The organism is Micromonospora sp. NPDC050200 (genome assembly GCF_040656135.1).
Taxonomy (GTDB): Bacteria; Actinomycetota; Actinomycetes; order Mycobacteriales; family Micromonosporaceae; genus Micromonospora.
Genome location: NZ_JBFALG010000007.1, coordinates 124698 through 137944 on the forward strand (window position 1 = coordinate 124698; position 13247 = coordinate 137944).

The window sequence follows — 13247 nt, forward strand, 5'->3', positions numbered from 1 at the left end:
CATGGCGGACCGGTTCGTATACCACTGCACGCTGCGCTGGTCCGACCTGGACGCGTACGGCCACGTCAACAACTCGCGCTTCCTCACCCTCTACGAGGAGGCGCGGGTGGCGTTGATGTTCGCCGGTGGCCGGGCGTGGGGAGTGGGCTCGTTCGCCGACGGGGTCGTCATCCGCCGGCACGAGGTCGACTACCTGCGCCCGGTCGACTACGCGCTCGGCCGGGCCACCGCGGAGGCGGCCCCCACCGTCCGGATCGAACTGTGGGTGGAGGAGATCCGGGCCTCCCGGTTCACCGTCGCCTACGAGCTGTACGACGGCGACGTGCTGGCCAGCACCGCCCGGTCGGTGCTGGTGCCGTTCGACCTGGTGGCCAAGCGGCCCCGCCGCATCACCTCCGACGAGCGGGCCTTCCTGCTGGCGTACGCGCCCTCGGGCGGGGCGGCGTGAGCGACGCGCCCGCCGTGACGCCGGGGCACGGGCTGGACGGGGTCGCCGACGCGGGCGCCTTCCTGGCCCGGCTGGTCCGCTTCGACCCGGCCACCGTGGTCCGGCTCCGCCCGGCCGACGGGGCCGGGCGTACCGCGCTCTGGGCCCGGTTGCCCTGGGACGTGCTGGTGGTCCGCACCGTGGCCGGGGCCGGCCCGGGTGACGTCACGGTCACCGCCGCCGAGCTGCTGGCGCAGCTGGAGTCCGCCGGCGGGGCGCTGCCGGGCCGGCGGGACGACCAGTGGCGCTGGCCCCTGCCGCCGCCGGCGACCCGGCGGGTGGAGGTGCTGCCCGCCGGGGAGCTGCGGCGGATCGTCGAGGCGGCGGCGGGCACCCTGCGGACCGCGGCCACCCAGGGGGTCGGCGGCCGGGCGGTGGGCCAGCGGGTGCTGCGGGACGCGCTGCTCGACCACGTGGCGGTGGTGGTCACCCCGGACGACCCGCCGGGGGAGCCGGTCGAGGTGAGCCAGCGCCTGGTCCAGGGTCTGGTCCGGATGGGGTTCCTCGGGCCGGTCGACGCCCCGGGCGAGGTCCAGGTGCGCGTTGCCGGCCGCTGGGTCGGCCTGGTCGGACCGTACGGAGCGGCATGGTCGCGCAAGGTTTCGGAACTCGCGATCCGACCGGTGAAGGATCATCCGAACGGATGACCCATGGTCATTCTTCTGGACTGGGGCTGTCGTTGGGGGGGTGCTTCAACCCGGCTGTCCGGGTACCGTCCATCCTCGGATCCAACGCACCGTAGGCGTCCGGATCCGCTGGGGAGTGAGGTGCGCGAGCGATGCCGTGGTGGTCATGGCGCCCTGGTCCCGCCGCTGGCGGCGACCCGGAAACTCGAACCGGGATCACAGTGGACAGCACCGTCCGGGTCGGACCACCGTCCCCCCGGCAGCCGGGGGACGACTGCGCGGTCGCCGACCGGCCGGTGATCGCGGACATGCCGGTCACCGTGCAGCCGGTCACCCTGCGCCGGGTCTGTGACGCCCTCGACCTGCTCGACGTGCGGTACCTGGCCGACGGCGACGGGAACCTGCTGGCCATGTGGGAGCGGCACGCGGTGCTGGTCACCCTGGAGGGCCCCGAGGACGAGATCCTGGTGATGCGGGCCCGTCCACACGCGACAGTGCCGCCGGACTGGGCGGACCGGGCCTACCGGGTGGTCAACGAGTGGAACCACACCCGCCGGTTCTGCAAGGCGTACGTCGGCGACCCCACCGAGCGGGGCCAACTGCCGATCTACGCCGAGCTCCAGGTGCCGCTCGCCGCCGGCACCCACGACGCGCTCCTGGTCGAGATGCTCGACTGCGGGGCGGCCGTGGCGACCACCTTCGTGGACTGGCTGCACGACGAGGGCGCCCTGCTCTGAGTCCGACGGTCGGGGCCGGCACGGGCCGGCCCCGGCTCCTCGCCCGTCAGGCGTTCCCGGCCGGATCCTCCATCACGTTGACCATGAAGTACGCGGCGCGTTCGAGGTAGTCCCAGAGCGCCCCGGCGATCTCCGGCGGCAGGTCCAGCCGGTCGACCGCCCGCCGCATGTGGTGCAGCCAGGCATCCCGCTCGGCCGCGCCGATCCGGAACGGCGCGTGCCGCATCCGCAGCCGGGGGTGCCCGCGCTGGTCGGAGTAGGTGTGGGGGCCACCCCAGTACTGCATGAGGAAGAGCGTCAGCCGGTCGGCGGCCGGCCCGAGGTCCTCCTCCGGGTACATCGGCCGCAGCAGCGGGTCGGTGGCGACGCCGGCGTAGAACTCGTCGACCAGCTTGCGGAAGGTGGGCTCGCCGCCGACCGCCTCGAAGAGGGTCACCGACGCACCGGGCCGGTCGGACTCACCTGCGGGATTCACCGTTCCATCCTGCCAGGTGCGCCGCCGCGTACCGCCCGGGGCGGCTGCCGATCACGTCACAGCGTGGCTGCGGCGGCCGTCCGTCGGCGCCCGGCCGTTGCGGGGTCGGGGCGCGTGCGCCGTGTCCCGCGCCGCGGCGTCGTCCTGGTTGGCGCGGTCGGCCGCCGCGACGGCCGCGTCGATGGTCTCCTCGTCCGGCCAGCGCAGCGCTGCCACCAGCATCAGCAGCACCCCGGCCGCACTCCACACGCCGACCACCAGCGGGATGGAGAAGCGGTCGGCGAGCAGCCCGGTGATCAGCACCGAGGCGCCCTGGATCACCTGCATGCCGGTGGCCATCACGCCGAAGGCGCGTGCCCGGTAGCCGTTCGGCAGGGCGCGGACGAAGAGCCCGTTGGCCGTCGGCAGCAGGCCGGCGGCGGCGAACCCGCAGGCGGCCGCGAGCAGGGCCACCACCACCGCCGGCGGGTCGAACAGCGTGGGCACCAGGACCAGCGGGGCGATCACCGCCAGCGGCCGCATCAGGGCGAGCCGGCGGGCCGGCGCGACCATCCGGCCCACCAGCAGCCCGCCGAGGATGAACCCGACCGGATTGGCGGCCATGATGACTGCCTGCGCGGCGCCGCTGTCCAGCCCGCCGGCGGAGCCGTCGCGGGCCCAGGCGGCGGCCAGCCCCTCGGGGACGATCGAGAAGAGCATGGCGCTGAAGACCAGCACGGCGATGGCCCGCAGGACGGGGGTGCCGAAGACGATCTGAAAGCCCTCGCCGGTCTCCCGCAACAGGTGGCTGCGGTGCGCCGCGGTCATCTCCGGCTCCCGGTCGCGGACGCCGAACCGCGTCAGCGCGGCCGACACGGCGAAGGTGGCCGCGTTGACCAGGAGCGCGACGGTCGGGCTCAGCGCCGCCACCGCGGCGCCGAGGAGGTATCCGACGACCTGCGCGGCCTGGGCGGAGCTGGCGTTCAGCGACAGGCCGAGGACCAGCCGGTCGCCGGTGAGGATGGCGGGCATGAGCGCGGACCGGGCGGCCTGGCTGGGCGGGTTGGCCAGCGTGGTGGCGAAGAGCAGGGCGAGGACCGCCCACACCGGCACGTCCGGCACGGCGATCAGCACCATCAGCGCCATCCGGATCAGGTCACAGACCACCATGACCTGCCGGTAGCGGTAGCGCTCGGCGAGCGCCGCGAGCAGCGGCCCGCCGACGAGCCAGGGCAGGTAGCTGACCGCGAAGGCGGCGGCGGTGAGGGCGACCGACTCGCTCTGTTGGTAGACCAGCACGGTGACCGCGGCCTTGGCCAGGTAGTCGCCCACCCAGGACAACACGGTGGCCAGGAAGACCGCCCGGTACTCGGACTGGCCGAACACCGCACGGAATGTGGCCGGCCCGTCCGGAGAGGGTCGCTCGTCGGACACCGTTCGCCTCCATCATGCCCCGCGAGCGGCCACTCGTGACGGCCTGAGGGGACCCCGTCGTCAGATCTACGGATCAGCGAGGACATGCTCACGCTCCGGCGGGGAGCGCGTGCACCGGATTCTGCCCGATCGTCTGACAACTAGCTAGGGCGAACGGATTGATCGTCGCATCTCCGACTGAACGAACGGACGATACCCGAGGGGCCGCGCGGTCCGCGACCCCCAGATTTCGGTTCACGGCGAAGTGGCCCTGACCGCAGGTCAGGTGGCCCCACCCTGGCCGGTGCCCGGCGCACCCACGGTGCCGGGCGCGCCCACGGTGCCGGGCGCACCCACGATGCCGAGCGCGCCGGCCGGGCCGAGCCCGCCCGCCTGCGGCAGCCCGGGGTAGAGCCGGGCGGCCGCGATCTTCGCGGTGATGCCCGAGTTCTCCAGCGCCTCGGCCAGCCGGCGGCGCAGCTCCCGACCCACCGCGAACTGCCCGTCCGCGGTCGTCTTGACCACCGTCCGGATCACCGCGCCGTCCACGGTCATCTGCTCGACGCCCAGCACCTCGGGCGCCTCGACGATCTCCGGCGCCAGCTCCGGGTCCAGCGCCACGGAGGCCGCCGCGGTACGCAGCACGGCGATCGCCTCCTCGGTGCCGGAGAAGCCGATCGGCAGGTCCACCACCACCAGGGCCCAGCCCTGGCTCTTGTTGCCCACCCGGACGATCTCGCCGTTGCGGATGTACCAGAGCACGCCGCGACCGTCGCGGACGGTGGTGACCCGCAGCCCCACCGACTCCACCACCCCGGTCGCCTCACCCAGGTCCACCGTGTCGCCGACGCCGTACTGGTCCTCAATGAGCATGAACAGACCCGCGATCAGGTCCTTCACCAGGCTCTGTGCGCCGAAACCGAGCGCGACGCCGGCGATGCCGGCGCTGGCGAGCAACGGGGCCAGGTCGAAGCTGAACTCGCGCAGGATCATCAGGAGTGCGATGCCGAAGACGAAGGCGGTGACCAGGCTGCGCAGCACCGACCCGATCGCCTCGGCCCGCTGCCGGCGCCGTTCGGGGACGAACTCGGTCGGGTCGAGCGAGGCGGTCGGCACCCGCTCGCGCAGCGGGCGCAGCAGTGTGGGCACGGCCCCCTGGGTGGTGGTGCGGACCAGCCGGTTGATCGTCCGGTGCAGCGCCCAGCGGGCCACCAGGGCCAGCAGCAGGATCAGCACCACCCGCAGGGGCTTGAGCAGGATCCAGTAGCTGCCCTCGGCGAACCAGCCCGAGCCGGTCACGTTGAACACCCACTCGCAGGACGCGCTGCCCTGGCAGTCGGCGCTCGGGGAGGCGCTCGGATCCGGGGCGGCGGACAGGGCGGCAGGCAACCGGCGGAAGGTACTCACCCTGCTTTCGTACCGCAAGCGGGATGGCCGGCCACCGCCGACCCACCCGGCGACCGGTCCGCGCGGCGCCCCCGCGATCACCGGACGCGAACCGGGCATCTTCCCCCGTGCCGAAAGAGCTTCACGAGGGACCCTGGATTAGTACGTGCAATCCGGGGTCTTATCAGGGACGATTGGCGCAACGGACGTCGGTGAGCCCGCCGGTGTCGGCCGTGGTTCCCCGCTGCGCGGGGCGCGGCCGGCGCGGCCAGCGGTGGGAGCGGCTGGACCGGGAGGGTGAGCACGATGCCTGACATACGACCCACGGTGGGCTCCGGCGCGCTGGTTCTCAACGCCACCTACGAGCCGCTGTGTGTCGTGTCGGTGCGTCGCGCCGCCATCCTCGTGCTCTCCGCCAAGGCGGTCTGCGTCGCCGACGGCGACGGCGTCCTGCACAGCGCCCGCGACGCGCTCCCGGTGCCCTCGGTGGTCCGGCTGACCCGTTTCGTCCGGGTGCCGTACCGCACCCACGTCGGGCTCTCCCGGCGGGCGATCTTCGCCCGGGACGGTTGGCGCTGCGCCTACTGCCGGGGTCCGGCCGAGACCATCGACCACGTCTTCCCGCGCAGCCGGGGTGGCCGGCACGCCTGGGAGAACGTGGTCGCCGCCTGCGCCCGGTGCAACCACACCAAAGGCGACAAGACCCCGGCCGAGCTGGGCTGGCGGCTGCACTCCCCACCCGCCGCCCCCAGGGGCACGGCCTGGCGGGTGCTCGGCCACCGGGCGCCCGACCCGCGCTGGGCGGACTGGCTCGACCTGCGCGAGCCCGAGGCCGCCTGAGTCGGACGTCGGCCGCCGGCCCGTCCGGTCACTGGTCGCGCGCCTTCACCAGCGAGGCGTACACCACCACGTTGTCGGCGTAGCCGGTCTCGCCGCCCACCCACCGGCCGCCGCAGGTGATCAGTCGCAGGCCGGGCCGGCTGAAGTCGCCGAATATCTCGTCCACCGGCAGGGCCTCCTTGCCGTAGCGCTGCACGTGGTTCACCTCGAAGACCGCCACCTTCCGGTCCTCTCGGGTCACCTCGACCGTGTCGCCGTCGCGCAGGTCCCGGAGCCCGTGGAAGACCGCCGGGCCGGTGGTGGTGTCGACGTGCCCGACGATCACCGCCGGGCCGTACTGGCCGGGGGTGGGGCCCTGGTCGTACCAGCCGGCCTCCTGGGCCCGGGTGGCGTCGGGCACTCCGATGCTGCCGTCTGCGGCGATCCCGACGTCGTGCACCGGGGCCCGCAGGTCGATCCGCGAGATCGCGATCTGGGTGGGCGGGCTCTCCGACAGCACCGGGAACTTCTTCGGCGGCGGGCGCAGGCCGGCGATGAAGCGGTCCGGCAGCAGGCTGAGGCCGGTCACCTGTTCGACGCCGAGCATCGCGACGATCAGCGCCATCAGGGTGGCGATCACCATGACCGGGACGCCCGGCCCCCGGCCCCGCAGGGCCGTCCGGCGCGCCGCCGGCCGTACCGGACGGGCGTGGGCGACCGGGTCGGCGGTGGTCACGCTGGCGGTGAAGGCCTGGCCGGCCACCCGGCGGAAGCGGCCGGCCGCGCGGGCCGCCAGCCGGGCCGCGGCGCGGACCCGGTCCCGACCCGACTGCGGCGTACGTCTGCGTGCGCGGGTCATGGCGACGTGGGGGTCAGGAGCCGGTCCCGGCCCGCCGACGGCTCCCGCCGAACAACCCGAGCCCGGCCACCACGGCCACCACGGCAAGGCCACCGACCAGCAGCAGCGAACCCATGCCCCGGTCACCGGCGGTGCCGCCGCCCCCGGTCGCCGGGCCCTTGCTCGGCTGGGCCATGTTCAGCACGGTCAGCATGGTCGACGCGGTGTTGCCGTTGGCGCACCGCAGGTCGACCGGGAAGTCGCCCGGCTGCTTGTTGCCCGGGATGGTCACCGCCCCGGTGAGGAAGCCGTTGTCCGGCCGCAGCACCACCCGGCCGAAGGCGTCCGACTGCACGGTGGCCTGCTGGTTGTTGGCGTTGTCGCAGCTGGCCCGGATGTTGACCCGGGTGCCGGCCTGCGCGGTGTTGGGCGTCACCTCGACGAAGGTGTTCTCCCCGGCCCGGGCCGGCGAGACCGTTGCCAGCACGAACGCCGCGACCAGGGCGAACATCGCCAGAACGGCGGAAAAGGCACGATGGTACGCGTTGAGCCCCCGCATGATTCTCCCCTCCCGGCCACGTGCGCCGGAATCCTGCGACGGGTGTCCGGCTCTGCATTCCCGCTCGCCGGGGGGCAAACCCGGTCGGCTCAGCGGCGGCGAACGCCCGGCGCCGGCCTCCCGGTCGGCGAGGGCGGCAGCGGGGTCACCGGGTGCCAGTCCAGCGGGGTGGAGAGCACCATCGTGCTGGACGGCTGGCCGTACGGGGCGAGCCGGTCGATGACCGCCTCGAAGTCGGTGATCGAGCCGGTGGCGACCTTGAGCATGCTGCACGCGTCGCCGGTGATCCGGTGAACCTCCCGGATCTCCGGCCAGCCGGCGACGTCCGGGTCGTGCAGGATGCAGCGCGAGCCGTAGCAGGACATCCGGATCAGCGCGACCACGCCGCGGCCGGCCCGGGCCAGGTCCACGTGGGCGTGGTAGCCGGTGATCACGCCGGACTCCTCCAGCCGGCGGACGCGCTCGGCCACCGCCGGCGGGGACAGGTGCACCCGTCGGGACAGCTCGCTGAACGACAGCCGCGCGTCGGTCTGCAGCTCGCGCAGCAGGGCCCAGTCCATCTCGTCCACGCGTGGACCTTACCCTCTTTAAGCCGAACGGCAGAAGAGCCTTCCACGCCAAAGGCGATCACCCGGGATCGCCGTCGAATCGGCATTCCGTACGCCGTCGTGACCGGGGCATCATGTCGTCACCCGGCTCACGGAGGAGACGAGAAGGTGGATCAGACGGATCTGCGGGTGCCCACCCGGACCGCCGCGGTGCGCCCGGTCACCCCGCAGCAGCGCACCGCGCGGGCGGCCCGCAACGGCGGCGAGCCCACGCTGGAGTTCGCCGACCGGGTGCCCTACGACGCGTACGTGCAGGCCAGCACCCTGCACACCCTGCAACAGCCGCTCAGCGCGGACCCCGGCGAGATGTCCTTCCTGATGGTCAGCCAGATCATGGAGCTCTACTTCGGGCTGACCTGCCACGAGCTGCGCCAGGCCCAGCGGGACCTGCGCGCCGACCGGGTGTGGGAGGCGCTGGCGCCGCTGCGCCGCGCCGCGATGCACCTGGAGGGGCTCAACGCCGCCTGGCGCGGGCTGCGCTGGATGACCCCGGCCGACTTCAACCGGTTCCGCAACCTGCTGGGCGAGGGCTCCGGATTCCAGTCCGCCATGTACCGGCACCTGGAGTTCCTGCTCGGCCTGCGCGACCCGGCGCTGATCCGCCCGTTCCGCCGTCAGGAGCAGGTCCACGACGAGCTGGTCGCCGCCCTCGCCGTGCCGAGCCTCTGGGACGACGTGGTCGCCCTGCTCGCCCGGCACGGCCACGACCTCCCCGCTGACCTGCTGAACCGGGACGTCGCCGTCGAGCACCGGCCGCACCCGTCGGTCGAGGCGGCCTGGGTGGAGATCTACGACGACGGCGGACCGCAGAACCACCTCCGCCTGCTCGGCGAGGCGCTGACCGAGGTGGCCGAGCAGTTCGGTGACTGGCGGTGGAACCACGTCAAGGCGGTGCAGCGCACCATGGGCGCGAAGGTCGGCAGCGGCGGCTCCGCCGGGCTGGCGTGGCTGCAACGCAGCATGGCCCGGGTGGTCTTTCCGGAGCTGTGGTCGGCCCGGACCGCGATGTGAACAGGGAGCAGGACATGCCGATCTCGGAGCAGGAGGCGCACCGCCTCGACGCCGCCGACCCCGGACACCGTCACCTCTTCCACGTGCCGCCCGCCGACGGCGGCCGCTACCCGGAGGCGGCCTACCTGGCCGGCAACTCCCTCGGGTTGCAACCCCGGGCCACCCGCGCGGAACTCCTCGCCGACCTGGACGCCTGGCGCCGGCTCGGCGTCGAGGGGCATCTGGAGGCGGAACGGCCGTGGCTGCCGTACCACGAGCTGTTGACCGCGTCCGCCGCACGACTGGTCGGCGCCCGGCCCGCGGAGACCGTGGTGATGAATTCCCTGACGGTCAACCTGCACCTGCTGATGGTCAGCTTCTACCGGCCGGCCGGGGAGCGGACCCGGATCGTCATCGAGGACAGCGCCTTCCCCTCGGACAGCTACGCGGTGCGCAGCCAGGCCCGCTTCCACGGCCTCGACCCGGACGCCACGGTGGTCCGGTTGACGTCGCGCCCCGGCGAGGACACCCTGCGCACCGAGGACGTGACCGACTACCTGGCCGCCGAGGGCGACCGGGTCGCGCTGGTGCTGCTCGGCGGGGTCAACTACCTCACCGGCGAGCTGATGGACATCCCGGCGGTCACCGCCGCCGGCCGGGCCGCCGGCGCGATCGTCGGCTGGGACCTGGCGCACGCCGCCGGCAACGTGCCGCTGGCGCTGCACGACTGGGACGTCGACTTCGCCGCCTGGTGCTCCTACAAGTACGTCAACTCCGGGCCCGGCGCCCTGGGCGGGGTCTTCGTCCACGAGCGGCACCTGGGCGATCCCCGACTGCCCCGTTTCGAGGGCTGGTGGAGCACCGAGGCCACCACCCGGTTCGAGATGACCCCGGTCTCCCGGCCGCCGGCCACCGTGGAAGCCTGGCAGATCTCCAACCCGCCGATCTTCGCGATGGGTCCGGTGCGCACCTCGCTGGAGCTCTTCGACAGCGTCGGCATGCCGGCCCTGCGGGAGCGCAGCCTCCGGCTCACCGGCTTCCTGGAACGGCTGCTCGACGAGGTGGCCCCCGGCCGTCCGCTGACCGTGGTCACCCCGCGTGACCCCGCCCGGCGGGGCTGCCAGCTCTCGGTGCGCATCGGCACCGGCAGCGCCGCCGAGCTGACCAAGCGGCTGCGGCACGAGCACGGCGTGATCGCCGACGCCCGGGAGCCTGACATCGTCCGGTTCGCCCCGGTGCCGCTCTACTCCACGTACCACGACTGCTGGCGGGTCGCCGACGCGCTGGCCGCGACGGTTTCCGAGGTGCACCCGTGAGCGCGAGGAGTGAGCCGGGTTTGCGAGCCCCGCAGTCGCGAACGAAAGGCAGGCACCCGTGAGCGCGAGGAGTGAGCCGGGTTTGCGAGCCCCGCAGTCGCGAACGAAAGGCAGGCACAGATGAGCGCGGAACGCGACGAGATCGCGGTGGTCGGGGCCGGCCTGGCCGGCTGCCTGCTGGCCTGCTTCCTGGCCCGGCGCGGCTACCCGGTCGCCCTCTACGAGCGGCGGCCGGACCCGAGGAGCGGGCGGGTCGAGCGCGGCCGGTCGATCAATCTGGCGCTCTCCGAGCGCGGCCTGGACGCGCTGCGCCGGATCGGGCTGGACGCGCAGGTGATGGCCGACGCCCTGCCGATGCGCGGCCGGATGATCCACCCGGTCGCCGGCGAGCCGCAGTTCCAGTCGTACAGCGGCTCCGGGGACCGGGCGATCAACTCGATCAGCCGGGGCGCGCTGAACAACGCCCTGCTCACCGCCGCCGCCGAGCTGCCCGGGGTGCGGATCGCCTTCGACCACCGGCTGGTCGGCCTCGACCCGGCCGACGGCGAGATGACCTTCGAGACCCCGCAGGGCAAGGTCACGGCCACCGCGTCGGTCGTCCTCGGCGCGGACGGCGCCGGCTCCGCCGTGCGCGGGCAGCTGCTCGGGTACGGCGTGCTGACCGAGAGCCTGGACTTCCTCGACTACGGCTACAAGGAACTGACCATCCCCCCGCTCGGCGGGGAGTTCGCCCTCGACCCGGCGGCGCTGCACATCTGGCCGCGCGGCACCTCCATGATGATCGCGCTGCCCAACCCGGACCGCTCGTTCACCTGCACGCTCTTCTGGCCCACCCACGGCACCGCCAGTTTCGCGTCGCTGGGCAGCCCGGCGGCGATCGAGCGGCACTTCGCCACCCACTACCCGGACCTGATCCCGCTCGCGCCGAACCTGGTCGACGACTACCAGCACAACCCGGTCGGGGTGCTCGGCACGGTCCGCTGCGCCCCGTGGCAGGTCGGCGGCAGGGTGGCGCTGCTCGGCGACGCGGCGCACGCCATCGTGCCGTTCTACGGCCAGGGCGCCAACTGCGCCTTCGAGGACGTCGTCGAGCTGGACCGCTGCCTTGACGAGTGCGACGACGACTGGTCCGCCGCGCTGCCGCTCTACCAGCGGCGCCGGCAGGACAACGCCGAGGCGATCGCCCGGATGGCGCTGGCCAACTTCGTGGAGATGCGGGACAAGGTCGCCTCGCCGGTGTTCCAGACCCGCAGGCGGATCGAGCACGCGCTGGAACGGGCGTTGCCCGGCCGGTACGTTTCGCAGTACGAGCTGGTCTCCTTCTCCACCACCCCGTACGCGCAGGTGCGCCGCCGGGTGCGGCGCCAGTACGCGGTGGCGGGTGCGGTGGCCGCGGGCGGGCTGGCGCTGCTGGCCGGCGCGGTGGGTGCGGCGATCGGCCGGGGGAGGCGCGGATGACGCTCTGGGACGCGCGACTGATGGCCGGGAGCGCGCCGGACGGGCCGGGGCTGCTGCGCCACTTCGTCGGCGGCGAGTTCGTCGACGCGGGACGGCGCTTCACCAAGCGCAGCCCGGTGACCGGCGAGCCGGTCTTCGAGGTGGTCGAGGCGTCGCGGTCCACCGTGGACGACGCGGTGGCAGCCGCCCGGGCGGCGCTGCGCGGGCCGTGGGGCCGGATGGGGGAGCGGGAACGGGCCGAGGTGCTGCGCCGGGTCGCCGACGAGCTGGAACGGCGCTTCGACGACCTGGTCACCGCCGAGGTGGCCGACACCGGCAAGGCCATTTCGCAGGCCCGCACCCTGGACATCCCGCGCGGCGCGGCGAACTTCCGGGCCTTCGCCGAGATCGTGGCGACCGCCCCGACCGAGTCGTTCACCACGGTCACCCCGGCCGGTGGCCGGGCGCTGAACTACGCCGTCCGCAAGCCGGTCGGCGTGGTCGCCGTGATCGTCCCGTGGAACCTGCCGCTGCTGCTGCTCACCTGGAAGCTGGCCCCGGCTCTGGCCTGCGGCAACGCCGTGGTGGTCAAGCCCAGCGAGGAGACTCCCGCCTCGGCGACGCTGCTGGCCGAGGTGATGGCCGCCGCCGGCGTCCCGGACGGCGTGTTCAACCTGGTCCACGGCTTCGGCCCGGACTCGGCGGGTGAGTTCCTCACCCGGCACCCGGGCGTCGACGCGATCACCTTCACCGGCGAGTCCGCCACCGGCGGCGCGATCATGCGGGCCGCCGCGGACGGGGTGAAGGCGGTCTCCTTCGAGCTGGGTGGCAAGAACGCCGGGCTGGTCTTCGCCGACGCCGACCTGGAGGCGGCGGTGGCCGGCTCGGTGCGGTCCAGTTTCACCAACGGCGGGCAGGTCTGCCTCTGCACCGAGCGGATCTATGTGCAGCGCCCGGTCTTCGAGGAGTTCACCGCCCGGCTGGCCAGGCGGGCCAGGGAGTTGGCGTACGGGTGGCCGGCCGACGAGGCCACCGTCAACATGCCGCTCATCTCGCACCCCCACCGGGACAAGGTGCTCGGCCACTACGACCTGGCCCGGGCCGAGGGCGCCGAGGTACTCGCCGGGGGCGGGGTGCCGCGCTTCGGCGACGCCCGCGACGGCGGGGCGTACGTGCAGCCGACCGTGCTGACCGGGCTCGGCCCGCGGGCACGGACCAACACCGAGGAGATCTTCGGCCCGGTCGTGCACGTCGCCGGATTCGACGACGAGGACGAGGCGTACGCGCTGGCCAACGGCACCGAGTACGGCCTGGCGGCGACGGTGTGGACCCGGGACGTCGGCCGGGCGCACCGGGCCGGAGCCCGGCTGGACGCCGGTATCGTCTGGGTCAACACCTGGTTCCTGCGGGACCTGCGCACCCCGTTCGGCGGGGTGAAGGCCTCGGGCATCGGCCGCGAGGGCGGCGTGCACTCGCTGGACTTCTACTCCGAACTCACGAACGTCTGCGTGGACCTGTCGTGACCGGGCGAGGAATCGGTACGGTGCCCGGGCGGGGCCGGGCGCAGCGAGGAGCGG

General features: G+C 73.7%; 14 protein-coding genes. 8 read left to right on the forward strand and 6 right to left on the reverse strand.

Features of this window, described 5'->3' with window-relative positions:
• Position 1 precedes the first annotated feature (1 nt).
• The 3 genes from AB0I41_RS07540 to AB0I41_RS07550 all read left to right on the forward strand — a co-directional run bounded on the left by AB0I41_RS07540 (position 2) and on the right by AB0I41_RS07550 (position 1850).
• On the forward strand, positions 2-448 hold the full coding sequence (locus tag AB0I41_RS07540) for a thioesterase family protein (RefSeq protein WP_357103013.1): 447 nt from the start codon (positions 2-4) through the stop codon (positions 446-448).
• On the forward strand, positions 445-1134 hold the full coding sequence (locus AB0I41_RS07545; protein ID WP_357103015.1) for a hypothetical protein: 690 nt from the start codon (positions 445-447) through the stop codon (positions 1132-1134). Before AB0I41_RS07540 ends, AB0I41_RS07545 begins: the two co-directional genes overlap by 4 nt.
• A gap of 131 nt (positions 1135-1265) precedes the next feature.
• The gene (locus tag AB0I41_RS07550; protein WP_357103018.1) at positions 1266-1850 is read left to right on the forward strand and encodes a YbjN domain-containing protein; all 585 of its coding nucleotides are present in this window, start codon (positions 1266-1268) and stop codon (positions 1848-1850) included.
• Between the two features lie 46 nt (positions 1851-1896).
• On the opposite strand, the gene AB0I41_RS07555 is transcribed toward AB0I41_RS07550, so the two are convergent.
• From AB0I41_RS07555 to AB0I41_RS07565, 3 genes are all read right to left on the reverse strand, one after another.
• Entirely contained in the window at positions 1897-2325 is a 429-nt protein-coding gene (locus tag AB0I41_RS07555) for a globin (protein ID WP_357103021.1), read from the reverse strand.
• 51 nt (positions 2326-2376) lie between these two features.
• Positions 2377-3738 carry an MFS transporter gene (locus tag AB0I41_RS07560; RefSeq protein WP_357103024.1) on the reverse strand — a complete coding sequence of 454 codons (1362 nt, stop codon included), beginning with the start codon at positions 3736-3738 and terminating at the stop codon, positions 2377-2379.
• A gap of 261 nt (positions 3739-3999) precedes the next feature.
• Positions 4000-5025 carry a mechanosensitive ion channel family protein gene (locus AB0I41_RS07565; protein WP_357103164.1) on the reverse strand — a complete coding sequence of 342 codons (1026 nt, stop codon included), beginning with the start codon at positions 5023-5025 and terminating at the stop codon, positions 4000-4002.
• Between the two features lie 384 nt (positions 5026-5409).
• Here AB0I41_RS07565 and AB0I41_RS07570 point away from each other — a divergent pair, with 384 nt between their 5' ends.
• Positions 5410-5943 carry an HNH endonuclease gene (locus AB0I41_RS07570; protein ID WP_357103027.1) on the forward strand — a complete coding sequence of 178 codons (534 nt, stop codon included), beginning with the start codon at positions 5410-5412 and terminating at the stop codon, positions 5941-5943.
• Between the two features lie 28 nt (positions 5944-5971).
• Here the strand turns inward: AB0I41_RS07570 and AB0I41_RS07575 are convergent, their stop codons facing one another.
• The 3 genes from AB0I41_RS07575 to AB0I41_RS07585 form a co-directional block, all read right to left on the reverse strand.
• Positions 5972-6781, reverse strand: a complete 810-nt coding sequence (locus AB0I41_RS07575; protein WP_357103030.1) for a class F sortase — start codon at positions 6779-6781, stop codon at positions 5972-5974.
• A 13-nt stretch (positions 6782-6794) separates the two neighbouring features.
• Positions 6795-7319 carry a hypothetical protein gene (locus AB0I41_RS07580; RefSeq protein ID WP_357103033.1) on the reverse strand — a complete coding sequence of 175 codons (525 nt, stop codon included), beginning with the start codon at positions 7317-7319 and terminating at the stop codon, positions 6795-6797.
• An 89-nt stretch (positions 7320-7408) separates the two neighbouring features.
• A complete protein-coding gene (locus AB0I41_RS07585) occupies positions 7409-7888 on the reverse strand; it encodes an Lrp/AsnC family transcriptional regulator (RefSeq protein ID WP_357103035.1) in 480 nt (159 codons plus the stop codon).
• Positions 7889-8035: 147 nt separating this feature from the next.
• On the opposite strand from AB0I41_RS07585, the gene AB0I41_RS07590 reads away from it, so the two are divergent.
• The 4 genes from AB0I41_RS07590 (at position 8036) to AB0I41_RS07605 (ending at position 13193) form a co-directional block, all read left to right on the forward strand.
• A complete protein-coding gene (locus tag AB0I41_RS07590; protein ID WP_357103038.1) occupies positions 8036-8938 on the forward strand; it encodes a tryptophan 2,3-dioxygenase family protein in 903 nt (300 codons plus the stop codon).
• A gap of 14 nt (positions 8939-8952) precedes the next feature.
• Positions 8953-10233, forward strand: a complete 1281-nt coding sequence (kynU, locus tag AB0I41_RS07595; RefSeq protein WP_357103040.1) for a kynureninase — start codon at positions 8953-8955, stop codon at positions 10231-10233.
• 120 nt (positions 10234-10353) lie between these two features.
• Positions 10354-11691 (forward strand): NAD(P)/FAD-dependent oxidoreductase, encoded by a 1338-nt coding sequence (locus tag AB0I41_RS07600; protein WP_357103043.1) that lies wholly within the window; start codon positions 10354-10356, stop codon positions 11689-11691.
• Between the two features lie 20 nt (positions 11692-11711).
• Entirely contained in the window at positions 11712-13193 is a 1482-nt protein-coding gene (locus AB0I41_RS07605) for a 2-hydroxymuconic semialdehyde dehydrogenase (RefSeq protein WP_357103167.1), read from the forward strand.
• The last annotated feature ends 54 nt before the right edge of the window (positions 13194-13247 follow it).